This is a genomic window from Burkholderia sp. Z1 (assembly GCF_014893795.1).
GTDB lineage: Bacteria > Pseudomonadota > Gammaproteobacteria > Burkholderiales > Burkholderiaceae > Burkholderia > Burkholderia theae.
On sequence record NZ_JACFYL010000001.1, the window covers coordinates 3637109 to 3662142 of the forward strand.

Consider the following 25034-nt stretch of genomic DNA (forward strand, 5'->3'; position numbering starts at 1 on the left):
ACGGCGGCGCGTGGCTGGCGGCCTGCCGTGCGCATGAAGCGATGCGCTAAGTCATTGAGCGGGCACGGATTTTATCATGCCCCCGCGAATGCTGCCGGGTGCGCCGCCGATGGCACGCAATACCCACCACAAACGAAAAACCCCAAGAACCTTCCGATTCTTGGGGTTGGAACTGCTGGTGGCCTGGGACGGAATCGAACCATCGACACGCGGATTTTCAATCCGCTGCTCTACCAACTGAGCTACCGGGCCAACGAAGAATGAAAGTATATCGAGCTTTCTCCACCTGCTCAAGCGTTTTTCGCAAAAAATTTTATATCGCGCCTTCGGACGGCTTCTTGCCGAGCTCGACGCCGAGTTGCTTGAGCTTGCGATACAGGTGCGTGCGCTCGAGGCCCGTCTTCTCCGCGACGCGCGTCATGCTGCCGTTCTCGCGCGCGAGGTGATATTCGAAGTACGCGCGCTCGAACGCATCGCGCGCTTCGCGCAACGGGATGTCGAACGGGATCGCGGCCGTCTGGCCCGCGAGGCCGAGTGCCGCCGCCATGTCGTCGCCGAGCGTCGGCAGCGCCGCCGCGGACGCAACCGCCGCGGGCCCCGCCGCCTGCCCGGCACCGGCCTTCGCCGCCGCGTTGGCGGACACGGGCGCCGCGCCGCGTGCGAGACCGTGCTCGACGGACTTCAGCAGCTTCTGCAGTGCGATCGGCTTCTCGAGAAAATCGAGTGCGCCGATCTTCGTCGCCTCGACGGCCGTATCGATCGTCGCATGCCCGGACATCATGATCACGGGCATCGTCAGCAGCCCCTGCGCCGCCCATTCCTTGAGCAACGTCACGCCGTCGGTATCGGGCATCCAGATATCGAGCAGCACGAGATCGGGCGCCTGATTCAGCCGGTATTCCCGCGCGGCCTGCGCGTTCTCCGCCGCCTCGACGACATGTCCTTCATCGCTGAGGATCTCCGAGAGCAATTCCCGGATGCCCATTTCATCATCTACCACCAGGATGGTTGCCATTTACGCTGCCTTTGTCTGCACACTTGCTTTTGTCTTAGCGGGCGTCGCCCCGCCCTGCGCGCCCGCTTCGGCGCCTGGCGCATCACTCGCCATCTGCAGGAACAGGATCGACACCTGCGCACCCTCGACGGTCTCGCCGTGCATGCGATTGCGCAGATCGATCCGCGCACCGTGCTCATCGACGATTTTCTTGACCGTGGCCAACCCGAGCCCCGTGCCCTTCGCCTTCGTCGTCACGTAAGGCTCGAACGCGCGGGTCAGGATGCGCGCCGGAAAACCGGGCCCGTTGTCGGACACGGTAAGACGTACCGCGACGCGCGTTTTGCCCTCGGCGTCGGGATCGCCATATTCTACTGTCTTGGTTTCGATCAACACACGCGGATGCGCTGCTTCCGCGACCGAATCCTGCGCATTCTGCAGCAGGTTGTGAATCACCTGGCGCAGTTGCGTCGCGTCGCCACGAATCACCGGCAGCGACGGCGCGAGCTCGGCGACGATCGGGCTCTTGCCTTCATCACCGACACCGTACAGCCCGAGCACCTCGCTCGCCAGTTCGTTCAACTGCAGGTTCGCGAGCACCGCCGGCGGCGTGCGCGCGTATTCGCGGAAATCGTCGACCATCCGCTTCATCGCGGCCACCTGGTTGACGATCATCGTCGCGCCGCGCTTGAGCACATCCGCATCGGACGGCGCGAGCTTGTCGGACAGCTTCATCTGCAGCCGCTCGGCCGACAGCTGGATCGGCGTCAGCGGATTCTTGATCTCGTGCGCGAGCCGGCGCGCGACCTCGCCCCACGCGACCGAACGCTGCGCGGAAATCACGTCGGAGATGTCGTCGAACACGACGACGTAACCGGACGTCTGCGGATCGTCGGCCTGCCCCTCGACCGTCGACACGAGGCGCGCGCCGCGCACGAGCAGCGTCAGCGGTTCGGTTTCGCCCGGCATCTCGATCGCGAACTGCTGCTGCCAGTGGCCGCGATCGCCGCTGCCGCCGTCGGACGCCGCCTCGCGATCGGCGAAGGCCTTGCGCACCATCGCGCCGAATCCCGCGGCAACGCCGATCCGGTCGAGCGTCGTGCCGATCAGCGCGTTGAACGGCTGCCGGAAGATCCGCTCGGCGCCACGGTTGGCCGTCGTCAGCCGGAACTGGCGGTCGAGCACGAACACGCCGGCCGTCAGGTTCGCGAGGATGCTTTCGAGATACGTCTTCGAATGCTCGAGCGCGACGCGGTTCTTCTCGACCGCGAGCCGCGCCTCGGACAACTGGCGCGTCATCGCGTTGAACGACTGCGTGAGAAAGCCGAGCTCGTCGCGCGTCTTGATCTCGCGCTTCGGCGTGTAGTCGCCTTCCGTGATCTCCTTCGTGCCCTGCGCGAGCAGGAACAGCGGCCGTGCGAGCTGCTGGCCGAGCGCGAGCGCGAGCATCATCGCGATGAAGGTCGCGAGGAACAGCGCGAGCGTCAGCGTGCCGATGTACATCTTGCGCAGGCCCGTGCGGCCGAGCGACTTTTCCTGGTACTCGCGGTACGCGCGCTGCACGGCGTCGGCGTTGTGCGCGAGCGTCGGCGGCACCGGCTGCGTGAGCTGCAGGAAGCGTTCGGCCGGCTGCAGCAGCGACGTCGACGCATCGGGAATCGGCCGCACGACGCGCAGCCGCAGCGCGCCCTTCGCGCCGTGCGCACGCGGATCGCCGTCGACTTCGCCCTCGATCGCCGCGTACGCGCCGTGTTCGCGCGCCTGGCTCAGCATCAGCGACGTCGGCAGGTCGTCCGGAATCAGCGCCGCGAAATTGCCCGATGCCTGCGCGACGATATGCAGGTCGGGCGCCGCGCCCGAGCCGGCGCGGGTCGGCTCGACGATCGTCGCGTCCTGCACGCCGAACTGATCGCGCAGCCGCAGCAGCGTGAGCGTCGTGCCGTTCGTGTTCGCATCGACGCTCGCGAGCTGGTCGGACATCAGCCGCGCCTTGGTCTGCAGGTCGGACAGCGACGCATCGAGCATCCCGCGGCCAAGGTTCAGGCCGGCCGTCAGCGCCGTCTCGACGTTCACGTCGAACCACGACTCGATACTGCGCGACACGAACTGGTACGACACGATGTAGATGATCCCGCCCGGCACGACGCCGACGAGCGCGAAGAACACCGCGAGCTTCGCCAGCAGCCGCGTGCCGAACTTGCCCTTCCTCAGGCGCACGACGATCATCCCGATCAGCCCGAGCACCACGAGCAGGAACACGAGCGCGACGACGATGTTGGTCGCGTACAGCCACGAGTAGTAGCGATCGAAGAATTCGGTGTTCGCGCTCGCGGCCGCGAGCAGCACGAGCAGCAGCAGCGCGGTGAGCGCGACGGTCGAGACGATCACGCGAACGAGGAGGCTCTTCCCGCTGGCCGCGCGGCGCACTTTATTTAGCACGTTCGGTCACCGTGAAGTTGAAGCGCTTCCAGTCCGACCCGAGCGTCCAGTCGCGATTGTTCACGGCGTCGACCTGGAACGGCTTCGGCATCAGCGCGGTGTCGAGCTGCATCCGCACCGATGCGTTGTAGGTTTCCCCCAAGCGCACCTGGTTGCGGTCGATCACGTGCCACGACGTGATGTGCCTGACGACCGCGAGCGCATCCTTCAGCGACGGGAAGCCGAGCTGCAAGCCGCCCGTCGACACGCGGTACTCGCGCGTGAGCGGCTGGAACGACAGGCGCATGGTCTGCGTCACCGACACCGGCTGCTCGTCGAACCAGTACCAGCGCGCGCGGCTCAGCTCGAAGTCGGTCGTGAAATAAAGCGGGATGCCCTTGTTGACGGCATCCTCGAGGTTCGGATTCAGCTCGAAATCGAAGCGGGCGTCGAGGCTCCAGCCGCTTCCGTCGGCCTGGAGCGACGCGCGCTGCACGGCGATCGACTGGGCATGCGCCGGCCGGACGACGGCCAGGCACAGCGCCAACGCGACCATCAGGACGGCCGCAAGCCGAAGTGGAAAAAGGTGTTTGATCGTCACCGTTTCTGAAACCGCGCGTAGAAAAATCCGTCGTGATCGGTGTTCTGGTCGAGTCCGCCGGCGGCCGCCCCTCCCTGCACTCCGCCCGGCAGCAGCTGGCCGGGGGCGTCCAATCGTACCGCATCTTCACAGGCCGCTTCAAACCAGCGGGCCTGCAACTCGCCTTCCTCGGGGAAGATCGAACAGGTCACGTAAAGCAGTTCGCCGCCCGGCTTCACGAGCGGCCACAGCGCCGACAGGATGCGGCGCTGTTCCGTGACGAGCGCCGGGATATCGGCCTCGCGGCGCAGCCATCGAATGTCGGGGTGCCGCCGCACGATACCGGAGGCCGAGCACGGCACGTCGGCCAGGATGCGGTCGAACGGGCGCCCGTCGTACCACGCGTCGGGTGCACCCGCATCGCCGACGCGCACGTCCGCTTCGAGCGACAGGCGCACGAGGTTCTCGCCGATACGCGCCGCACGCGTCGCGTCGCTTTCGAGCGCAACGACTTCCGCGGCGGCCAGCTCGAGAATATGGCCGGTCTTGCCGCCGGGCGCCGCACACGCGTCGAGCACGCGCATGCCGTCGCGCGCGCCGAGCCATTCGGCCGCGAGCTGTGCGCCGGCGTCCTGCACCGACACGACACCGTCGGCAAACCCTGGAATGCGATCGACCGGCAGCGCCGACGCAAGCCGCACCGCATGCCGGCCGATCGCGGTCGCTTCGATTCCGCTCGTGTGCAGCGTGTCGAGATATGCGTCGACGCTCGCGCGACGTGCGTTCACGCGCAGCGTCAGCGGCCCCTGGCGCTCGCCGGCCGCGAGGATCGCCTGCCATGCGTCGGGCCATGCGCGCTTCACCGCGTCGACCCACCATGCGCGGTAATTCCAGCGCGCGACGGCATCGTCCTGCATCGCCGCGACGAGTGCGTCGCGCTCGCGCAGGAAACGGCGCAGCACCGCGTTGACCATCCCCTTCGCGAACGCGAATTCGCGGCGCGCGCCGATCACGGTCACGGCCTGATCGACCACCGTGAATGGCGAGTACGCGGCGTCGTCCACCGGGTCGAGCAGCAATGCGAGCGCGCCGGCAAGCACCGCTTGCACGTGCGCGGGAGGCGCCTTGCTGACGAGCCGGCCGATCAGCCAGTCCGCGCTGCCGAGCCGACGCATCGTCCGGTACGCGACGTCCTGCGTCGCGCCGCGCGCGAGCGACTGCGCACCGGGCACCATCTGCGCGAACACCGTCGAAAGCGCTGCCGGCAGCGCGGTGCCGCGCCGCACCGCATCGACCGCCTGCGCGGCCGCGTCGAGTGCGAAGCCGAGCGATTCGGGCGCAAGATGCAGCGCGGACAGGCGCGCCGGGCGGCCGGAAGAAGACGGAGCGGAAGAACGGGTTCGTGTCATCGGTGCGAAATCGGCAAACGGGCGCGGCAAACAAATGCGGCAAACGGCGGGATCACGCTGGCCTCGTGGCCTCGCGATCCCAAACCGCGCATTGTAGCGTGCGACCATGCGGTCCCTTTGGCCCCTTTACCGCATGCGCAAATGAAACACCCCGCAGCGCGAAGCGTGCGGGGTGGCGTGGCGGCCCCCGCGCGGCAACGGCCACGCGGCGCGCCGAGGCTTAGTCGAAGCGGCCGGTACGCGCCATCTCCATCAGGCGCGCGATGCGCTCCTCGGTGGCCGGGTGCGTCGAGAACAGGTTCTGCAGGCCGCCGCCGTGCAGCGGGTTCATGATCATCATCTGCGCGGTGGCCGGGTGTGCCTCGGCCGCCTGGAACGGGATGCCGGCCGCAAAGCGATGGATCTTGTCGAGCGCGGTCGCGAGCGACTGCGGATCGCCGGAGATCTGCGCGCCGCCGCGATCGGCCTCGAACTCGCGTGCACGCGAAATCGCCATCTGGATCAGCGCGCCGGCGATCGGTGCGAGCAGCGCGACCGCAATGCCCGCGATCGGGTTGGCCGGCCGGCCGTTCTCGTCGCGCCCGCCGAAGAACATCGCGAAGTTCGCGAGTGCCGAGATCGCGCCCGCCATCGTCGCGGTGATCGTCGAGATCAGGATGTCGCGGTGCTTCACGTGCGCGAGCTCGTGCGCCATCACGCCGCGCATCTCGCGCTCCGACAGCACGCGCAGGATGCCCGTCGTCGCGGCGACCGCCGCGTGCTCGGGGTTGCGGCCCGTTGCAAACGCGTTCGGCGCATCCTCGTTGATCAGGTAGACGCGCGGCATCGGCAGGTTCGCGCGCGTGGCCAGCTCGCGCACCATCCGGTAGAACTGCGGCGCCGTGTTCTCGTCGACTTCCTGCGCGTTGTACATGCGCAGCACCATCTTGTCGGAGAACCAGTACGAGAAGAAATTCATGCCGAGCGCGAACAGCAGTGCGATCGTCATGCCGCGCGAACCGCCGATCATCCCGCCGATCACGATGAACAGGGCCGTGATCGCGGCCATCAGCGTCGCCGTTTTGACCCAATTGAACATACCCACTCCTTATCCGTCAGGGGACCCGCCGCGCATCAAAGGGCGCGACGGAAAATTGTAAGCGATTTGTTAGATAAGGTCTTGCCGGAAAAATTCAATCTCAACGTTGCGATGTTGCAAGACGCAGGCCGAGACCGACGAAAGCGCTGCCAACCGTGCGATCGAGCCACTTCTTGACGCCCGGCTTGCCGGAAAAGCGCTGCGTGACGCTGCCCGCGACCCAGGCGACCAGACTGGTCCAGACCGTGCTCATCGCGACGAACACCGCGCCGAGGGTCAGGAACGCCCATGCCTTGTGCGGGCTGTCGGCCGACACGAACTGCGGGAAGAACGACACGAAGAACAGCACGACCTTCGGGTTCAGCACGTTCGTCCAGAAACCCTGCATGAACAGCTGGCGCAGCGGCTTCGCGGCCGCGGCCTGCGCGGCGTCGACCGACTGCGCGGCGGCCTGCTTCGTGACGATCATGCGCACGCCGAGGTAGATCAGGTAGGCGGCGCCGACCAGCTTGATCACCGTGAACGCGGCAGCCGACGCCGCGAGCAGCGCGGTCAGGCCGAATGCGCACGCGAGCGCATGCACGCAGCAGCCGGCCGAAATGCCGAACGCCGACATCAGCCCCGCGCCGCGGCCCTGCGCGACGCTGCGGCCGACGATGTAGGCGGTATCGGGGCCGGGCGTGACGTTCAGCAGGAAAACCGCGAGCACGAAGAAGCCGAAATGGGCAATGCCGAACATGAAAACCTCGAAACCGGAAAGCGCAGGGAAATTCTACGCGCGCCTGCCGCACCGCGCGACTCGGCCGTCCGGCCAATTGCGCGCGGCCGGCCGGTCGTGTCGAATGACGGTCAGGCCCCGTCAGGCAACGCGAAACGCTGGCCCGCGGCGAGCGGCGAGCCGGCCAGGAATTCGCGCGCGGGCAACCGCTTGCCGCCCGGCTTCTGCAGCTGGGTCACGCGCAGCGCGCCGCTGCCGCACGCGACGATCACGCCTTCCGGCGCGGCTTCGACGATCGTGCCGGGCGCCGCGTCGCCGCGCGCCGCCACAGGCTCGGCCGCCCACAGCTTGATCGCCGCGCCGTCGAGCGTCGCGACGCCGCCCGGGAACGGATCGAACGCACGCACCTGGCGCGCGAGCACGTCGGCCGGCTTGCGCCAGTCGAGCGCCGCTTCATGCTTGCCGATCTTTTCCGCATAGGTCACGCCGTCGGCCGGCTGCGGTGTCGCCGGCAGCGTGCCGTCGCGCTCGAGCTGCACGAGCGCGTCGACGATCAGCCGCGCGCCTTCGGCGGCGACGCGGTCGTGCAGCGTCGCGGTCGTGTCGTCTGGCGCGATCGCGATCCGCGCCTCCTCGATCATCGCGCCGGTGTCGAGGCCGACGTCCATCTGCATCAGCGTGACGCCCGTCTCGGCGTCGCCGGCCTCGATCGCGCGGTGGATCGGCGCGGCGCCGCGCCAGCGCGGCAACAGCGACGCATGGATGTTGATGCAGCCGTCGCGCGGAATGTCGAGCACCTCCTGCGGCAGCAGCAGGCCGTACGCGGCGACCACCATCACGTCATGCGGGGTCGCGCGCAGCAGCTCGATCGCGTCGGCCGCCTCCGCCGGGTACTTGCCCGCGCGGCGCAGCGATGGCGGCTGCGCGACGGGCATCCCGTGCTCGACCGCGTAGCGCTTGACGGCGCTCGCCTGCAGTTTCATCCCGCGCCCGGCAGGGCGGTCGGGCTGGGTGAGCACGAGCGGCACCGGAAAACCGGCCTCGTGGATCGCGGCAAGGGCAGCCGCGGCGAATTCCGGCGTGCCGGCAAAAATCACGCGCAACGTATGGGTCATGACAGCGTTCGGGGTCGGGCAGGGCGAACGCGCATTACATCGCGCGTTCGAGTTTCTTCATCTTCGTCTTGATACGCGTCTGCTTGAGCGGCGACAGGTATTCGACGAACACGCGCCCCATCAGGTGATCCATCTCGTGCTGGACGCACACCGCGAGCAGGCCCTCGCAGTCGAGCTCGAAGGCCTCGCCCTGCTCGTTGAGCGCACGTACGCGCACGTGGTCGGGACGCTCGACTTCGTCGTAAATGCCCGGCACCGACAGGCAGCCCTCTTCATAGATCTGCTTCTCGTCGCTCGACCACACGATCTCGGGGTTGATGAACGCGCGCAGCTCGTTCTTCTCCTCGGAAACGTCGATCACGATCACGCGCTCGTGCACGTCGACCTGCGTGGCCGCGAGGCCGATGCCGGGCGCCGCGTACATGGTTTCGGCCATGTCGGCGACGAGCTTGCGGATCCGGTCGTCGACCTTGTCGACGGGCTTGGCGACCTTGTGCAGCCGCTTGTCGGGGTAATGAAGAATATTGAGCAAAGCCATGGTGTTCGGTATTCGGTGGAGCGGCGTGCCGCATCAGCCATCCGGCCGGCTGGCGCCGCTGCCGGGATGCAATGAAGATGAGGCGGATGCGTGGCGTATCAATGCCGCGGATCTCGCCTCCTGCAATTGGCCGGGCGCCTGCGCGCGCGGCCCTGTCGAGTATTTCGGATGATGAAAATTTTATCATGGCGCCACGCGGTCCGCTGGCCGCCGCGTTCGAGGACAGCCTCATGTCCCCGCAAGCGCTGACCGCCTCCGCGCTGCGCGCGTGGCTGCAGCTCGCGCACGCGCCCGGCCTCTCGCCCGCCGTGCTGCAGGCGCTGCTCGATGCCTTCGGCTCGCCGGCAGCGCTGCTGCGCGCGTCCGACCATGCTATCGCCGCCGTGAGCAGCCCCGCCGCCGCCCAGGCCGTGCGCACGAGCGAGCGCGACGATCTCGGCGCACGCACCGACGCAGCACTCGCGTGGCTCGATGCGCCGGGCAATGCGCTCGTCACGCTCGGCGATCCGGCCTACCCGCCGCGGCTGCGCGACCTGCACGATCCGCCGCCGCTGCTATATGTAAAGGGCCGCCTCGACCTGCTGAATGCGCGCGGCCTCGCCGTGGTCGGCAGCCGTCACGCAACGCCGCAGGGGCTCGCCGACGCGACGCGCTTCGCATGCGAATTGTCCGACGCGGGGCTTTCGATCGTCTCGGGCCTCGCGCTCGGGATCGACGGCGCCGCGCATCGGGGCGGGCTCGACGGCCGGTCGGGCACCGTCGCGGTGATCGCGACGGGCGCCGATCTCGTCTATCCGGCGCGGCACCGCGCGCTTGCCCACGAGATCGCCGCGCACGGCGCGATCGTGTCGGAATGGCCGCTCGGCACGCCGGCCCGCGCCGCGCATTTCCCGCAGCGCAACCGGCTGATCGCCGCGCTCGCTGTCGGTGTGCTCGTCGTCGAGGCCGCGCCGCGCTCCGGCTCGCTGATCACCGCGCGGCTCGCGAACGAACTGGGGCGCGATGTGTTCGCGATGCCGGGCTCGATCCACGCGCCGCTCGCGCAGGGCTGCCACGCGCTGATCCGCGACGGCGCGAAACTCACGGCGGCGCCGCTCGACGTTCTCGAGGAATACGGGTTGGGCGAACCGACGGCGGGCGTTGCATCGTGTTCTGAAAATCCGGGCGCGAACGCCGGCGGCCTCCAGAAAACCGAAGCCGCCGGCCGCGGCGCCGTTGCCGGCATCGGGAGAGCCGATCCCGCCGTTCCCGCCGCCGCGCCGGCCCGAATCGAAGCGCCACCGCCTCCACCGCCCGGCAACCCGTCCGAACAGGCCGTGCTCGCCGCATTGGGATACGGCCCCGTCACCTTCGAATGGCTCGCCGAGCACAGCGGCCTGTCCGACGACGTGCTGCACCGCGCGCTGCTCGCGCTCGAACTGGCCGGCCGCGTCGCAAGCCTCCCCGGCGGACGCTTCGCGCGGCTTGACGCGGCGCCCACCCCGCCCGCGCACGGCATGCTACATTTCCCGGCATAAGGGCGGCCACGCCGCCGACGACATACCCAAGGAAATCCATGCCCGCGCTGAATCTCGACACCGATGCGGATCGGATCGCCGAGCGTCTCGCCGATCCCGGCACGTTGCTGGTCGCGTGCCTGTGCGCCGAATGGTGCGGCACCTGCCGCGACTACCGGACGGCCTTCGACCGGCTCGCCGACGCGCATCCGGACGCCTGCTTCGCCTGGATCGATATCGAAACGCATGCCGACCGGCTCGACGAGCTCGACGTCGAGAACTTTCCGACGATCCTGATCGAGGATGCCAACACGGCCCGCTTCTTCGGCACGGTGCTGCCGCACGCGGCGATCGTCGAGCGGATGCTGTCGGACCTGAGCGCGGTACCCGGTGCGCCGCACGCACCGAAATTGCGCAACGTGCTGAACGTCGAAGCTTGAATTCACAAGCCGGCCGGCGGTTTTTCGCGCGTTTGCGCGCCCCGCCGCGCCGGGCGCTTGCCGCCGTTGCAGCCCCCCTCTATGATGGGCCGCTTTTTACGCGCTGAGCCGCCGTCGCTGCGGCGTGTGCTATAAAGCGGTCGTAAAAGGGACCCACAACCGGCGAACCCGGTCTACCAACACACACCTGTCATGTCCAAAGCACTGATCATTGCGGAAAAGCCTTCTGTCGCGAACGACATCGCACGCGCTTTGGGCGGCTTTACCAAGCATGACGAGTATTACGAAAGCGACGATTTCGTCCTTTCGTCCGCTGTCGGCCACTTGCTGGAAATCGCCGCCCCGGAAGAGTACGAGGTCAAGCGCGGGAAATGGAGCTTCGCGCATCTGCCCGTCATCCCCCCGCATTTCGACCTGAACCCGATCGCAAAAAGCGAGTCGCGCCTCAAGGTGCTCACGAAGCTGATGAAGCGCAAGGACGTCGAGCGCCTGATCAACGCATGTGACGCGGGGCGCGAGGGCGAACTGATTTTCCGCCTGATCGCGCAGCACGCGAAGGCGAAGCAGCCGGTCCAGCGCCTGTGGCTGCAGTCGATGACGCCGCAGGCCATCCGCGACGGCTTCGCGAACCTGCGCAGCGACACGGACATGCAGCCGCTCGCCGACGCCGCACGCTGCCGCTCGGAAGCCGACTGGCTCGTCGGGATCAACGGCACCCGTGCGATGACCGCGTTCAACAGCAAGGGCGGCGGCTTCTTCCTGACGACCGTCGGCCGCGTACAGACGCCAACGTTGTCGATCGTCGTCGAACGCGAAGAGAAAATCCGCCGCTTCGTCCCGCGCGACTACTGGGAAGTGAAGGCCGAATTCGCATGCGCGGGCGGTTTCTACGAAGGCAAGTGGTACGACCCGAAATTCAAGCGCGACGAATTCGATCCGGAGCGACGCGATTCCCGCCTGTGGAGCCTGCCGGCCGCCGAAACGATCGTCGCCGCATGCCGCGACCAGGTCGGCACGGTCTCCGAGGAATCGAAGCCGTCGACGCAACTGTCGCCGCTGCTGTTCGACCTGACGAGCCTGCAGCGCGAAGCGAACGGCCGCTTCGGATTCTCCGCGAAGAACACGCTCGGTCTCGCGCAGGCGCTGTATGAAAAGCACAAGGTGCTGACCTACCCGCGTACTGACGCGCGCGCGCTGCCGGAAGACTACATTTCGACGGTCCAGTCGACGCTCGAGATGCTCAAGGAGAGCAACAACTACCTGCCGCATGCGAAGCAGGTGCTCGACAAGGGCTGGGTGAAGCCGAACAAGCGGATCTTCGACAACTCGAAGATCAGCGACCACTTTGCAATCATCCCGACGCTGCAGGCGCCGAAGGCACTGTCCGAGCCCGAGCAGAAGCTGTACGACCTGGTCGTGAAGCGCTTCCTCGCGGTGTTCTTCCCGGCCGCCGAATTCCGCGTCACGACGCGGATCACCGAAGTCGCCGGCCATCACTTCAAGACCGAAGGCAAGGTGCTCGTCGAGCCGGGCTGGCTGCAGGTGTACGGCCGCGACGCTGAAGGCGCGGACGCGAATCTTGTGCCGGTGCAGAAGAACGAGAAGGTGAAGACGGACGAGATCGCCGCGGTCGCACTCGTGACGAAACCGCCCGCCCGTTACTCGGAAGCGACGCTGCTGTCCGCGATGGAAGGCGCGGGCAAGCTGGTCGAGGACGACGAGCTGCGCGAGGCGATGGCCGCGAAGGGCCTCGGCACGCCGGCCACGCGCGCGGCGATCATCGAAGGCCTCCTCGGCGAGAAATACCTGCTGCGCGAGGGTCGCGAAATGATCCCGACCGCGAAGGCATTCCAGCTGATGACGCTCTTGCGCGGGCTCGGCGTGAAGGAACTGACCGCGCCCGAGCTCACCGGCGAATGGGAATACAAGCTGTCGCAGATGGAGCGCGGCAACCTCGGGCGCGACGCGTTCATGCAGGAAATCGCCCGCATGACGCAGCAGATCGTCAAGCGCGCGAAGGAATACGATTCCGACACGATCCCCGGCGACTACGCGACGCTCGAGACGCCGTGCCCGAACTGCGGCGGCCAGGTAAAGGAAAACTACCGCCGCTTCGCGTGCACGAAGTGCGAGTTCTCGATCTCGAAGATCCCGGGCAGCCGGCAGTTCGAGATCCCGGAAGTCGAGGAGCTGCTGCAGAAGAAGGAAATCGGTCCGCTGTCCGGGTTCCGCAGCAAGATGGGCCGCCCGTTCTCGGCGATCCTCAAGCTGTCCTTCGACGACGAGACGAAGAACTACAAGCTCGAGTTCGATTTCGGCCAGGACCAGGGCGGCGAGGAAGGCGAAGCGCCCGACTTCTCCGCGCAGGAGCCGGTCGGCGCATGCCCGAAGTGCAAGGGCCGCGTATTCGAGCACGGGATGAGCTACGTGTGCGAGCACTCGGTCGCGAACCCGAAGACCTGCGACTTCCGCTCGGGCAAAGTGATCCTGCAGCAGGAAATCACGCGCGAGCAGATGGGCAAGCTGCTCGCCGACGGCCGCACGGATCTGCTGCCGAACTTCAAGTCGTCGCGGACCGGCCGCAACTTCAAGGCGTTCCTCGTGAAGCAGCCGGACGGCAAGATCGGCTTCGAGTTCGAGAAGAAGGAGCCGAAGGCCGCCGCCGCGAAGAAGACGGCAAAATCGGCGACGAAGGATGCCGAAGCCGTGACGGAAGGCGCCGAAGCGAAACCGGCACCGGCCCGCAAGACCGCTGCCAAGACGGCCACCAAGACCGCCGCTCGCAAAACGACGGCGCGCAAGACGGGCTCGTAACGGCCAGATCGCCGGGGCCCTCCCGGCGGATCAGGCTCCGGCAGGCAGCCATAAAAAAACGCGGATCGATCGCTCGATCCGCGTTTTTTCTTGGTGCCGGCGACAACCGCCGCCCGGCCGTCGCGCCGTTACAGCGGCGACGGCACCGCGACACGCGTGCGCGGCGAACGCGGCAGGCGCGGCGACAGGTTCGGGTCGGCCGCCTCGGGCTGCTCGGCACGTGTCTCGACGCCGATCGGCGCGAGCGGCGCCCCTTGCGCGGCCCACTGCTCGCCGATCGTCGCTTCGGTCGAGTGACTGAAATGCTCGACGAGGTGATCGATGAACGTGCGCACCTTCGCGGGCAAATGGCGCCGGCTCGGGTAAGCGATGTTGATTTCGACCTGCGGCAGCCGGAAATCCGGCAGCAGCCGCACGAGCGCACCGCGCGCGATGTCGCTGCCGATCAGGTAGCTCGGCAGGATCGCGACCCCCATCCCGAGCAGCGCGAACTGGCGCAGCATCGCCGTGTTGTTCGCGACGATCACGTTGGTCGGGCGCACGCGCACTTCGCCGTCCGGCCCCGTGAACACCCGCTCGTCGCCCCAGTATTCGGCCGGCAGGCTCAGGCTCGGGTGCGCGACGAGCTGCTCCGGATGCGTCGGCACGCCATGCTTCTCCAGATAGCTCGGCGTCGCGCACACGGTCATGCAGCCCGTGGTCAGCCGCCGCGTGACGATGCTTGCGCTGCGCATCTGGCGCGTGACGACGATACCGACGTCGAAACCTTCCTCGACGAGATCGACCTGCCGGTCGACCAGCGTGAGATCCGGCACCACTTTCGGGAAATTCTCCGTGTACGACTGCAACACGGGCGCGAGGTTGTGCAGACCGAACACGACCGGCGCGACGATGCGCAGCGTGCCGACCGGCTCGTGATTGCGCGCAACGACCATCTGCTCGACGTCCTCGAGCTCATCGAGGATCTGGCGAGCACGCTCCAGATAGACCTGACCGGACTCGGTCAGGGAAAGACTGCGGGTGGTGCGGTTCAGCAAACGCGTGCCGAGCCGGCCTTCCAGATCGGCGACGTGACGCGTCGCGACCGCGTTGGAGATATCCATTGCGCTCGCGGCCCGCGCGAAACTGCCGAGATCAGCAACCTTGACGAACACGCGCATCGACTGCAAATGATCCATAAACGACTCCTGCCGCTGTTACAACTTCAAAAAGATGAAGCAAATGCGTAATTCTCCTACGACAGCGGAAATGATGCAGAGTTGCTCAACAAGGCCCCTGTTGACGATAAAAATAGTCAAAAATCCTCGCCATCTGCGGATAGTTGATCCAACTATTCTGATTGGAGCAACAATTGGGTGAACCTCGTCGAGTAAGCAGCCGAATCAGGAAAGACGTATTTGATGCGACACAACAGCGCACCCGGCCGTACCGCACGCGAGCGGCGCCAGGTGTGGCTGCCGCCAATTGCGGCGGAGCGTAACAACCTGTTAAAAAGGCACCATGAAGGCGGCCGACGTAGCATCATGTCGGCCCCGGCCGGGCGGGACGGGTGCGCGATGTGCGCCGCCGCCACCGCCGCTTTCAACGCGCGACACCCGCTCACCATGAAAATTGCCATCCTCGACGACTACCAGGACGCCGTCCGCAAGCTGAACTGCTTCGAGATGCTTGCCGACCACGACGTGAAGGTCTTCAACAACACGGTGCGCGGCCTGGGACAGCTTGCGAGCCGTCTGGCGGAAGTCGAGGCGCTCGTGCTGATTCGCGAACGGACCCCGATTTCGTCGCAACTGCTCGCCAAGCTGCCGAACCTTCGCATGATCAGCCAGACCGGCCGCGTCTCGAGCCACATCGATCTCGAAGCCTGTACCGACCGCGGCATCGCGGTGCTCGAAGGCACGGGCTCGCCGGTCGCGCCCGCCGAACTGACCTGGGCGCTCGTGATGGCCGCCCAGCGCCGCATTCCGCAATACGTCGCGAACCTGAAGCAGGGCGCATGGCAGCAGTCGGGCCTGAAGACGTCGGCCATGCCGCCGAACTTCGGCCTCGGCCAGGTGCTGCGCGGCCAGACGCTCGGCATCTGGGGCTACGGCAAGATCGGCCGGCTCGTCGCCGGCTACGGCAAGGCGTTCGGGATGAACGTGCTGATCTGGGGCCGCGAGCATTCGCTCGAGGCCGCGCGCGCCGACGGCTATACGGCCGCCGAGAGCCGCGAAGCGCTGTTCGAGCAGAGCGACGTGCTGTCGCTGCACCTGCGAATGCACGACGACACGCGCGGGATCGTCAAGCAGGAAGATTTGATGCGGATGAAGCCGACGTCGCTGCTCGTCAACACGAGCCGCGCGGAGCTGCTCGAGGAAAACGCGCTCGTCAACGCGCTGTCGCACAACCGGCCGGGGATGGTCGCGATCGACGTGTTCGAGAGCGAGCCGATCCTGCAGGGCTACAGCCTGCTGCGGATGGAAAACGTGATCTGCACGCCGCACATCGGCTACGTCGAACGCGAAAGCTACGAGCTTTATTTCAGCGCGGCGTTCAGGAACATCCTCGCGTTCGACCAGGGCGACATGTCGAGCGTCGCCAACCCGGAAGCGCTGACGCCGATCCGCAAGCGCTGATCACACGGGCCGGGCTGCGCGCGCCGCGCGGCCCCGCTGCTCCGTTCCCCGTCTTCAGGCGGCCACGCGGCCGCCCGTCATCGCGTCGACGCGCGTGAGGAAATGCTCGCCGTCGCGCCGCCCGAGGTCGTACGCATGCCGCATCTGCGACGGGCTCGTGTAATCCCAGCTCGAAATCGGTACCTTGCTCGACGGCTGTACGTACAGCCGCCGCTGGTCACCATGCGCGACCGTAAACATCTGCGGGCGCGGATACAGTCGCGTGACGAGCACCAGTACGTCGCCGGGCGACGGGTCGAGCGCGTCGACCGGCACGTTGTCAACCATCCCGCCATCGAGCACGGGCCGGCCGCCACGGCGCAGCACCGGCGTAAACGGCGGCGTGCAGGACGACTGCAGGATTAGGTCGGCGAGTTCCTCGACTTGCGTGCAGGCCTGCGCGCGCACGAATTCGGGCCGGAAGCCGAGCGTGCGCCCGAGCGTCGGGTGCAGCGTCTTGCGCACGTACTTTTCGATGTTGTACGCGACGAGGCCGGCGGCAACGGCACTGCGCGCACCGAGCCAGCGCGGCACGTGCGACACGCCGATGCGGATCTCCGGCGCGGCGGCGAGCTTCGCGAACGGCTCGCCGTAGATGTCGAGCAAGGCCTGACGGTAGATGCGGTAGTGCGGAAACACCGGCTCGCGCCCGAACAGGTTGCCCCAGTACGCGTTCTTCCGGTTGTGGCGCAGCGCCTCTTCGTAATAGCGCATCACCCACGCGGCGTCGCGCGTATACAGCATGCACGCGGTCGCCGCGCCGGCCGAGATGCCGGTGATCACGCGCGGGCGCAGCGCGAGTGCCGGCTGCGCGACGTCCCAGAAGCCGGCCTGCCACCAGCAGCGATTGCCGCCGCCCGCAAAAACGATCTGGTCGAACATCGCGCCGCTCAGCTGACGAGCGCGTAGGTCGACGTCGCGTGGACGGCCATCTTGCCGTCCTCGTCGAACAGCTCGACTTCGCCGAACACGAGGTTGCGGCCCATCCGCAGCACGCGCGCGGTGACGAGCACGTCGCCCTTGCGCACGGGACGCATGAAGTTGGTGTTCAGCGACACGGTCGTCATCGGCCGGAACTCGCCGAGCGCGGACGAGATCGCGACCACCATCGCGGTGTCGGCGGCCGCCGTGAACACCTGGCCGCAGATCACGCCGCCCGAATGGCGGAACTCGCCGGAAAACGGCAGGCGCAGCGTGACGCTGTCGTCGCCGATCGACACGGGGACCAGACCGAGCGAGCGGACCCACGGGGCCAGCAGGCGATCCAGCAATTCGCGGACTGCGTTTTCGTCCATCTTCGAAAGTCCAGAAAGCGTTGCGCGACCGCCGCGCAACGCGTGTGGCGTCATCATACCGGGACCGCGCAAACTACGATCGCTCGTTACCGTGCCGACAGCCGGCGTAGTCTTGACGAAATATTTTGAGGAAATTTGCAGAAAGGACTTGCCACGCCCGAATTACCCGTGCATAATCTTTCTTCTGTTGGGGGCGTTAGCTCAGTTGGTAGAGCAGCGGACTCTTAATCCGTAGGTCGAGTGTTCGAGTCACTCACGCCCCACCAGGAATTCAAAAGGCCGGTCAGCGCAAGCTGACCGGCCTTTTTCATTTCCGCCGCCCGCTCGTGGCGGCCCGCGCCTCTCACGGTACGCATCCGTACGCCCCTCGCGCATCGTTTCCGCTAGAATCGTCCGACAAATATCACACGACCGGCGCAGGCACTGCCGTTTGCCCGCCGGCACTGAGAGAACATGGGACGTCAGACATGGAAGCATGTAACCGAGACGCGACCATTCCGAGGGCCTGGTTGCGCCGATATCGGCCTGTCCGTCGGGACACGCCGTTCACCCGATCCCCTCCGAATCCGCCGCACGATGCAAGAACCGGATCCGGCCATGCCGGGTAAGGACGCGCTCGCCGCGCTGGCGCTCGGCGTCGTGCTGCTCGTGCTGGCGGGCGTGCTCGCCGTCACGGCCGGCCGCGCGACCGGCCATCTGGTTCGCTCGCCGGGCACGGTCGTGCGCATCGTGCAGGACAGCGACGCGATGCGCGCGTACCGGCCGATCGTCGCGTACCTCGCGAACGACGGCCAGCGCCGCGAGGTCGCCGGCAATACCGCGTCGACCGTGCCCGCGTACGACATCGGCGAGAACGTCGACGTCCTGCTCGACCCCGCCCATCCCGACCGCCCCGCACTGATCGACGATTTCGCGCAACGCTGGTTTCCGGCTGCGGTGACGGCACTGCTCGCCATCGCGTCGTTCGCGATCGGCGTCCTGCTGACCGTCGGCGAGCGCCACCGCCGGCAATTCGACACGCCGCCGACCCGGGCCGAGCGCAAGCGGGCGCGGCGCCGCTGGGATATCGCGATCGTGCTGATTCCGATCGCGATCGGCACCGGCTTCCTGGCCGGCGCCGGCGCGGCCGGCCTGCGTCAGTGGCAGATCGTCCATCTCTATGCGCGCTCGACCGGCCATGTCGTCGAGATCGCGAAAAATGCCCGGTCACCCCGCACGCGCACATCGCTGTATTCGGCGATCGTCGCGTTCACGACCGACAGCGGGCGCCAGATCACGTTCGCCCAGGGCTCGGCGTCGTCGCATCCGGGCCTGCGCGAAGGCGACGCGGTCAATGTGCTGTACGACCCGGTCACGCCCGAGCGCGCGGTCGTCGATCGCTTCTGGGATCGCTGGGGCCTCACCGCCATCCTGTTCGCGATCGGCGCGCCGTTCCTCGCGGCCGGGCTGTTCGTCGCCGCGACGCTGTGGCCCGAACATCGGCCGCACGAAACCGCTCAATGACGATTGCGCGCCGGCCGCGCGCGGCGCGACGACCGTAACGGCGCGCGCTTCAACGTTCCCTGAACGCCTCCACCTTCGCGCGATTTCCGCACGTGCGCATGTCGCACCATCGTCGCCCGACGCCGCGGCCTCGATCCACGAAAAACCACGTACACCGGCCGCACTGCCGCACGCGCGCGAAATCGTCGCTGCGCAGCAGCTGCTCGAAGCCGAGCGCGGCGGCATCGAGCCAACGCGACGCGGCGCGCGCGTCGGGCCGCCATGCAAACCGGCCATCGACCGCGTCGAACGCGCTGCGCCCGATCGCTTCCCGGATCGCCACGGCGAGCCGGTCCGCCGCGCGCGCGCCGGCACTGCCGCCGCCGGCCGTCAGGTGCGCGATCGCGGCGTACGCATCCTCGCGAAAATGATGCAGCGCCGCCAGCGCGTCAGGCCGATCCTGCCGCGCATGACGCAGCAGCCGCGCCAGGTCGGCCGGCGCCAGCAACCCCGACTGCCCCGCCCACGCGTGCACGGCCGGCCAGTCGACGAGCTTGTCCTCGTCGCGCGACTTGCCTGTGTCGGCCACCGTGTTGAGGAAGTCGAGCGCCGGATGGCCGCCGACGAAATCGGCTGCCCCCCATTCATGCGCGTGTCGCGCTGGCTCGTGTCGAGTAACCATTTATTCTCACCTATCGGTTTCACGTCCGGATGATCCGGAGTAACCTGTTAACAACCAAAACAGGTTAGCACGGAGAAGCCGATGCTCGAACTCGCCAACCGCTTCGTTTTTGAAGGCCACCGGATTGCATGGGGAACGCTCGGTGACGGCCCACCGCTCGTGCTCGTGCACGGCACACCGTTTTCGTCGCAGGTGTGGCGTCGGATCGCGCCGTGGCTCGCGCGGCGCCATCGCGTGTTCTTCTACGACCTGCTCGGCTACGGCCAGTCTGACATGCCGGATGCGGACGTGTCGCTCGGCCGCCAGAACGTGCTGTTCGGCGCGATGCTGGATGAATGGAAAATCTCGCGCCCTCGCGTGCTCGCACATGACTACGGCGGCGCGACCGTGCTGCGCGCGCACTTCCTCGACGGCATCGCGTATGCGGACCTCACGCTCGTGAACCCCGTCGCGATCGCGCCGCAAGGGTCGCCGTTCGTGCGCCACGTCGCGCAGCACGAAGCCGCGTTCACCGGGTTGCCGGCGTATGCGCATCACGCGCTCGTCTCGGCTTACATCGGCAATGCCGTCGCGCAGCCGCTGAGCGACGACGCACTGTCGATCTACCGCACGCCGTGGCTCACGCCCGCCGGCCAGGCCGCGTTCTATCGCCAGATCGCGCAGATGCGGCAGTGCTACATCGAGGAGGCGGAGGCGCGTTATGCGCCGCCGGACTTTCCGGTGCGCATCGTGTGGGGCGAGGAGGACGCGTGGATTCCGCTCGAACAGGGGCAGGCGCTGGCCGATCGCATCGCGGGCGGCAAGCTGATCAAGGTGCCGTGCGCGGGCCACCTGGTCCAGGAAGACGCGCCGGAAGCAATCGTCGCCGCAGTGCTCGACGGCCAAGGGCAGGGCTGAGCGCCACCGGCCTCGCGCCTCGCGTCAGAACACCGGCACGCCTTGCGCGAGCGTCGCGATGAACTTCGCGGTGCGCGGATCGCGCGGCCGGCCGAACAGGTCGCGCGACGCACCGGCCTCGACGATGCGGCCGTCGGCGAGAAACACCGCGTCGTGCGCGATCGACGCGGCCAGGCGCAGGTCATGCGTGGCCATCAGCATCGTCGTGCCTTCGCGTGCGAGCTGGCGCAGCACCTCGACCACCTCGATGGACAGCTCGGGATCGAGCGCCGACGTCGGCTCGTCGCACAACAACACCTGCGGCGACGGCGCAAGCGCGCGCGCAATGGCCACGCGCTGCTGCTGGCCGCCCGACAGCGTCGCGGGCCATGCGTCGGCTTTCGCCGCGATGCCGACCTTGTCGAGCAGCGCGAGCGCCCGTTCGCGTGCGCGCTCGCGCGGCCAGCGCTGCACGGTCACGAGCCCTTCCATCACGTTCTGCACGACGCTCAGATGCGGAAACAACTGGAAATTCTGGAACACCATGCCGGTCTGCCGGCGCACCGCGAACACGGCGTCGCGCGACGGCCGGCGCGCCGGTGCGAAGTCGATGCGCGCATCGCCGACGACGAGCGTGCCCGCCTCGGGCACTTCGAGCAGGTTCACGCAGCGCAGCAGCGTGCTCTTGCCGCTGCCGGACGGCCCGATCAGCGCGGTCACGCTGCCCGGCTGCAATGCAAGATCGATCGCGCTCAGCACGCGATGCGCGCCGAACGACTTGTCGATGCGTTCGAGACGAATCATCGCAACTCCGCCTGGAACAGCGCATGGCGACCGAAACGGGTTTCGAGGCGACGTTGCAGCGTGGAGAGCACCGAACTGAACAGCAGGTAGATCAGCGCGGCTTCGGTGTAGAGGATCAGCGGTTCGTAGGTCACGGCCGCGATGCGCTGCGCGGCCTGGAAAATCTCGGGCACGGTCAGCACGGCCGCGAGCGACGTGTCCTTCACGAGCGAGATGAACGAGTTCGACAGTGCGGGCAGCGCGACGCGCGCGGCCTGCGGCAGGATTGCACGGCGCAACGCCTGCGCGCGCGTCATCGCCATCGAGTACGCGGCTTCCCACTGCCCCTTCGGGATCGATTCGATCACGCCGCGGATCACCTCGGCGTTGTACGCACCGACGTTCAGCGAGAAGCCGAGCACGGCGGCCGTCAACGGGTCGAGCACGATGCCGACGCTCGGCAGCCCATAGAAGATCACGAACAGTTGCACGAGCAACGGCGAGCCGCGAAACAGCCAGATATAGAAACGCACGACGGCCTGCGCCCAGCGCGGTCCGAACAGGCGCGCGAGCGCCGCGCCGAACGCGAGCAGCAGGCCGATCGCGAACGACGCGAGCGTGAGCGGAACCGTAAACACGAGCCCCGCGTAAAGCAGGGGCCGCAACGATTCCGCCATCAGGTGCAGCCAGGGCGGCATCGTTCAGCCTCGCGTCACGGCTGCGACACGTCGCGGCCGAAATACTTCTGCGAGATCTTCGCGTAGGTGCCGTCCGACTTGATGTCCGCGAGCGCCTTGTCGATCGCGGCCACCAGTTCGGGGCTGCCCTTGCGCAGCAGCACGCCCGATGCGTCGCCGGCGCCGGTCGTATCGGTTGCGGCGATCTTCAGTTTCGCGTCGGGCTTGTGCTTGCGGAAATCGAGGTACGACAGCGAATCGTTGATCGTCGCGTCGACGCGCCCGGACGTCAGCAGGTCGATCGATTCGTTGAAGCCCTGCACCGGCACCACGTCCGCGCCGTGGGCCGCCGCGAGCTTGCCGAAATTGCTCGTCAGCGTGTTCGCGGATTTCTTGCCCTTCAGGTCGTCGAACGAGCGGATCGTCGTGTTGTCCGTGCGTACGATCAGCACGGCGTGCGACGTGATGTACGGCGACGAGAAAGCGTATTTCGCCTTGCGCGCATCGGTGATCGACACTTCGTTGACGACCGCGTCGTAGCGGTTCACGTCGAGACCCGCGATCAGCCCGTCCCATTTGCCTTCGACGAATTGCGGCTTCACGCCGAGGCGCTGCGCGATCGCGGTCGCAATGTCGACGTCGAAGCCGGTCAGCTTGCCCGTCTCGTCGTGGTACGTAAACGGCGCGTACGTCCCTTCGGTGCCGACCCGGAACACGCCGGACGACTTGATCTGCGACAGATCGTCGGCCGCGAGCGCGCTCGTGACGGCAGTGGCCTGCAGCAACGCGACGACCAGGATGGAGCGAAGGAATTTCATGGTGCGGACCCCGAATGATTGGAGGGAGTGATCCCGCGGCACGCGTGTGCCGTCCGAGAGGTCCGCGAATTCTACCGACGCGTCGATGCGCGGCAAAAACGCAAATCGGCTAACGATATGAGCCGATCGAATAACGCCGATCAACCACTCATTCCGCTGACGAAATCCGTCGCGACGCCGCGCGTCGATCGTCTGACGACGCGTTACCCGCGGTTACAGAAGCGACACCGCGGTATCACCGATTCGGCACCTGCTACGTACCATGAAGACAGGTGAACCGATTGCTCGCGGGCCTTCGCACCCACGAACGGAGTGAACGGCAAATGAAACGCATCCTGTTGTCCTGCGCCGTCGGCATCGCGACCGCCTGCCTGTCGGCAAGCGCATTCGCACACACCGACGTCGGCGTGTACTTCGGCGTGCCGGGGCCGGTGATCGTGGCGCCACCGCCTGTCTACTACGCGCCGCCACCCGTTGTGTACGAGCCGGCGCCCGTCTATTACGGCCCGTACTACGGCGACTATCGCTACCGCCGCTACCGGCACGACAACGGCTGGCATCGCGGCTGGCGGCATCACCACGGCGACGACGATTGACCGTCGCCTGACAGCCACTGCGGCTGCATCCCGTCGGGGGACATTCCGCGCGCCGGCCTTCGAGCCGGCGCGCCCGCATCACGCACCGCTTACCAGGGCAGCGAATACGTCTTCGTATTCGTGAAGCTCTTCATCGCTTCCTGCACGCCTTCCTTGTAGCCGAGCCCCGAATCCTTCACACCGCCGAACGGCGTCAGTTCGAGCCGGTAGCCCGGCACCTCGCGCACGTTCACGCTGCCGACTTCGAGCTCGGTGATGAAGCGCGTGATGCTGTCGAAGCGGTTTGTGCAGACCGACGACGACAGCGCGTAATCGGTGCTGTTCGACATCCGGATCGCTTCGTCGATGTCGCGAAAGCGCATGATCGGCGATACCGGGCCGAAGGTTTCATACTTCACCAGCGGCATGTCGGGCGTCACGCAGTCGACGACCGTCGGCGAATACAGCGCGCCGTCGCGCACGTTGCCGACCAGCAGCCGCGCACCGCGCGCAACGGCATCGTTCACCTGCTGCTCGCAGAACTTCGCGGCCGCTTCGTCGATCACGGTGCCCATGTCGACCGACGGATCGGCCGGATTGCCGTACGACCACGCACGCGTCTTCTCGACGACCAGTTCGGTGAAGCGATCGGCCACCGACTCGTGCACGAGCATCCGCTTGATCGCCGTGCAGCGCTGCCCGGAATTCTTGTACGAGCCCGACACCGCGAGCGTGCTCGCTTCGTCGAGATCGGCGTCTTCCATCACGATGATCGGATCGTTGCCGCCGAGTTCGAGCACCGCGCGCCGGTAGCCCATCCGCGATGCGATCGACTTGCCGATCGATACGCCGCCAGTGAACGTGATGAGATCGATCGCCGGGTTCGTGATCAGTTCGTCCGCGATCTCCGTCGGGTCGCCGGTGATCACCTGCAGCATCTGCGGCGGCAAGCCGGCTTCGTACAGGATGTCCGCGAACAGGTAACACGACAGCGGCACCTTCTCCGACGGCTTCACGACGATCCGGTTGTTGGTCGCAACCGACGGCACGATCTTGTGCGCGACCTGGTTCATCGGGTGATTGAACGGCGTGATCGCCGAGATCACGCCGAGCAGCGGATCGCGCTGCGTGTACACACGACGCTTCTTGCCGTGCGGCGTCAGATCGCACGAGAAGATCTGCCCGTCGTCCTTCAGCACTTCACCGGCGCCGAACGTCAGTACGTCGGCCACCCGCCCCGCTTCGTAGGTCGAATCCTTGATGCACAACCCGGCTTCGGCCGTAATCAGCGCCGCGATCTCGGCAGTGCGCGAGCGCACGATGTCGGCCGCGCGGCGCAGGATCGCCGCGCGATCGTGACGCGTGAGCGTCGGCCGATATGCGTGCGCGACCGCGAATGCGCGCCGCACGTCGTCCAGCGTCGCCTTCGGCACGGTACCGACCAGCGAGCCGTCGTACGGGTTGCGCACGTCGATCACCGCGTCCCGATGAATCCGTTCGCCGTCGATTCGCAGTGCTTCGCGACGAATCTCGCGGACGTCCGTCGATGCTGCAATGGCGTTCATGAGTGTGTCCCCTTGCGGATGCGG

General features: G+C 67.0%; 24 protein-coding genes and 2 tRNA genes. 9 read left to right on the plus strand and 17 right to left on the minus strand.

Annotated elements, in window-relative coordinates; genetic code table 11:
- Positions 1 to 176: 176 nt before the first annotated feature.
- From H3H55_RS16860 to def, 9 genes are all read right to left on the minus strand, one after another.
- Positions 177 to 252: transfer RNA gene (locus H3H55_RS16860), tRNA-Phe, on the minus strand.
- Positions 253 to 313: 61 nt separating this feature from the next.
- The gene (gene esaR, locus H3H55_RS16865; protein WP_048244693.1) at positions 314 to 1015 is read right to left on the minus strand and encodes a response regulator transcription factor EsaR; all 702 of its coding nucleotides are present in this window, start codon (positions 1013 to 1015) and stop codon (positions 314 to 316) included.
- Complete coding sequence (esaS, locus tag H3H55_RS16870) at positions 1016 to 3433, minus strand: sensor histidine kinase EsaS (RefSeq protein WP_129513256.1); 2418 nt, start codon at positions 3431 to 3433, stop codon at positions 1016 to 1018. It lies immediately after the preceding gene.
- Positions 3423 to 4013 (minus strand): DUF4390 domain-containing protein, encoded by a 591-nt coding sequence (locus tag H3H55_RS16875; RefSeq protein ID WP_048244696.1) that lies wholly within the window; start codon positions 4011 to 4013, stop codon positions 3423 to 3425. The genes esaS and H3H55_RS16875 overlap by 11 nt, the downstream gene beginning before the upstream one ends.
- Positions 4010 to 5401 carry a 16S rRNA (cytosine(967)-C(5))-methyltransferase RsmB gene (gene rsmB / locus H3H55_RS16880; RefSeq protein WP_193099400.1) on the minus strand — a complete coding sequence of 464 codons (1392 nt, stop codon included), beginning with the start codon at positions 5399 to 5401 and terminating at the stop codon, positions 4010 to 4012. The genes H3H55_RS16875 and rsmB overlap by 4 nt, the downstream gene beginning before the upstream one ends.
- A 220-nt stretch (positions 5402 to 5621) precedes the next feature.
- Positions 5622 to 6479: a zinc metalloprotease HtpX gene (htpX, locus tag H3H55_RS16885; RefSeq protein WP_129513258.1), complete on the minus strand. Its 858-nt coding sequence runs from the start codon at positions 6477 to 6479 to the stop codon at positions 5622 to 5624.
- A gap of 100 nt (positions 6480 to 6579) precedes the next feature.
- Entirely contained in the window at positions 6580 to 7218 is a 639-nt protein-coding gene (locus H3H55_RS16890; protein WP_193099401.1) for a LysE family translocator, read from the minus strand.
- A 110-nt stretch (positions 7219 to 7328) separates the two neighbouring features.
- On the minus strand, positions 7329 to 8312 hold the full coding sequence (gene fmt / locus H3H55_RS16895) for a methionyl-tRNA formyltransferase (RefSeq protein WP_193099402.1): 984 nt from the start codon (positions 8310 to 8312) through the stop codon (positions 7329 to 7331).
- A 34-nt stretch (positions 8313 to 8346) separates the two neighbouring features.
- Positions 8347 to 8850 (minus strand): peptide deformylase, encoded by a 504-nt coding sequence (gene def / locus H3H55_RS16900; RefSeq protein ID WP_048244704.1) that lies wholly within the window; start codon positions 8848 to 8850, stop codon positions 8347 to 8349.
- Here def and H3H55_RS37320 point away from each other — a divergent pair.
- From H3H55_RS37320 to H3H55_RS16915, 4 genes are all read left to right on the plus strand, one after another.
- Positions 8849 to 9022 carry a hypothetical protein gene (locus H3H55_RS37320; protein ID WP_226800059.1) on the plus strand — a complete coding sequence of 58 codons (174 nt, stop codon included), beginning with the start codon at positions 8849 to 8851 and terminating at the stop codon, positions 9020 to 9022. The genes def and H3H55_RS37320 overlap by 2 nt on opposite strands.
- A gap of 13 nt (positions 9023 to 9035) precedes the next feature.
- Complete coding sequence (dprA, locus tag H3H55_RS16905; protein WP_226800060.1) at positions 9036 to 10367, plus strand: DNA-processing protein DprA; 1332 nt, start codon at positions 9036 to 9038, stop codon at positions 10365 to 10367.
- 38 nt (positions 10368 to 10405) lie between these two features.
- A complete protein-coding gene (locus H3H55_RS16910) occupies positions 10406 to 10786 on the plus strand; it encodes a thioredoxin family protein (RefSeq protein ID WP_129513262.1) in 381 nt (126 codons plus the stop codon).
- A gap of 192 nt (positions 10787 to 10978) precedes the next feature.
- Complete coding sequence (locus H3H55_RS16915; RefSeq protein ID WP_193099404.1) at positions 10979 to 13600, plus strand: DNA topoisomerase III; 2622 nt, start codon at positions 10979 to 10981, stop codon at positions 13598 to 13600.
- A 128-nt stretch (positions 13601 to 13728) separates the two neighbouring features.
- On the opposite strand, the gene H3H55_RS16920 is transcribed toward H3H55_RS16915, so the two are convergent.
- Entirely contained in the window at positions 13729 to 14778 is a 1050-nt protein-coding gene (locus H3H55_RS16920) for a LysR family transcriptional regulator (protein WP_129513264.1), read from the minus strand.
- A 426-nt stretch (positions 14779 to 15204) separates the two neighbouring features.
- Between H3H55_RS16920 and H3H55_RS16925 the strand changes: the two genes are divergently transcribed.
- Positions 15205 to 16218 carry a D-2-hydroxyacid dehydrogenase family protein gene (locus H3H55_RS16925; RefSeq protein ID WP_048244785.1) on the plus strand — a complete coding sequence of 338 codons (1014 nt, stop codon included), beginning with the start codon at positions 15205 to 15207 and terminating at the stop codon, positions 16216 to 16218.
- Between the two features lie 54 nt (positions 16219 to 16272).
- Here H3H55_RS16925 and H3H55_RS16930 read toward each other — a convergent pair whose 3' ends face one another.
- Together H3H55_RS16930 and H3H55_RS16935 are read right to left on the minus strand one after the other, a co-directional pair.
- A complete protein-coding gene (locus tag H3H55_RS16930) occupies positions 16273 to 17139 on the minus strand; it encodes a patatin-like phospholipase family protein (protein WP_193099405.1) in 867 nt (288 codons plus the stop codon).
- Between the two features lie 8 nt (positions 17140 to 17147).
- Positions 17148 to 17552, minus strand: a complete 405-nt coding sequence (locus H3H55_RS16935; RefSeq protein WP_048244716.1) for a PaaI family thioesterase — start codon at positions 17550 to 17552, stop codon at positions 17148 to 17150.
- A gap of 190 nt (positions 17553 to 17742) precedes the next feature.
- Here H3H55_RS16935 and H3H55_RS16940 point away from each other — a divergent pair.
- Positions 17743 to 17818: transfer RNA gene (locus tag H3H55_RS16940), tRNA-Lys, on the plus strand.
- Positions 17819 to 18005: 187 nt separating this feature from the next.
- Positions 18006 to 19055, plus strand: coding sequence for a DUF3592 domain-containing protein (locus H3H55_RS16945; protein ID WP_193099406.1), 1050 nt, complete (start codon positions 18006 to 18008; stop codon positions 19053 to 19055).
- A gap of 49 nt (positions 19056 to 19104) precedes the next feature.
- Here the strand turns inward: H3H55_RS16945 and H3H55_RS16950 are convergent, their stop codons facing one another.
- A complete protein-coding gene (locus H3H55_RS16950; RefSeq protein ID WP_193099407.1) occupies positions 19105 to 19716 on the minus strand; it encodes a CGNR zinc finger domain-containing protein in 612 nt (203 codons plus the stop codon).
- Between the two features lie 81 nt (positions 19717 to 19797).
- Here H3H55_RS16950 and H3H55_RS16955 point away from each other — a divergent pair, with 81 nt between their 5' ends.
- Positions 19798 to 20613: an alpha/beta fold hydrolase gene (locus tag H3H55_RS16955; RefSeq protein ID WP_193099408.1), complete on the plus strand. Its 816-nt coding sequence runs from the start codon at positions 19798 to 19800 to the stop codon at positions 20611 to 20613.
- Positions 20614 to 20637: 24 nt separating this feature from the next.
- Here H3H55_RS16955 and H3H55_RS16960 read toward each other — a convergent pair whose 3' ends face one another.
- From H3H55_RS16960 to H3H55_RS16970, 3 genes are read right to left on the minus strand one after another with little or no spacing between them, the layout of a single operon-like run.
- The gene (locus tag H3H55_RS16960) at positions 20638 to 21396 is read right to left on the minus strand and encodes an amino acid ABC transporter ATP-binding protein (RefSeq protein WP_193099409.1); all 759 of its coding nucleotides are present in this window, start codon (positions 21394 to 21396) and stop codon (positions 20638 to 20640) included.
- Entirely contained in the window at positions 21393 to 22073 is a 681-nt protein-coding gene (locus H3H55_RS16965) for an amino acid ABC transporter permease (RefSeq protein WP_193099410.1), read from the minus strand. The genes H3H55_RS16960 and H3H55_RS16965 overlap by 4 nt, the downstream gene beginning before the upstream one ends.
- A gap of 14 nt (positions 22074 to 22087) precedes the next feature.
- The gene (locus H3H55_RS16970; RefSeq protein WP_193099411.1) at positions 22088 to 22870 is read right to left on the minus strand and encodes an amino acid ABC transporter substrate-binding protein; all 783 of its coding nucleotides are present in this window, start codon (positions 22868 to 22870) and stop codon (positions 22088 to 22090) included.
- A 323-nt stretch (positions 22871 to 23193) separates the two neighbouring features.
- On the opposite strand from H3H55_RS16970, the gene H3H55_RS16975 reads away from it, so the two are divergent.
- Positions 23194 to 23466 (plus strand): hypothetical protein, encoded by a 273-nt coding sequence (locus H3H55_RS16975; RefSeq protein ID WP_048244723.1) that lies wholly within the window; start codon positions 23194 to 23196, stop codon positions 23464 to 23466.
- A gap of 89 nt (positions 23467 to 23555) precedes the next feature.
- On the opposite strand, the gene phnY is transcribed toward H3H55_RS16975, so the two are convergent.
- A complete protein-coding gene (phnY, locus tag H3H55_RS16980; RefSeq protein ID WP_048244789.1) occupies positions 23556 to 25010 on the minus strand; it encodes a phosphonoacetaldehyde dehydrogenase in 1455 nt (484 codons plus the stop codon).
- Positions 25011 to 25034: the final 24 nt, after the last annotated feature.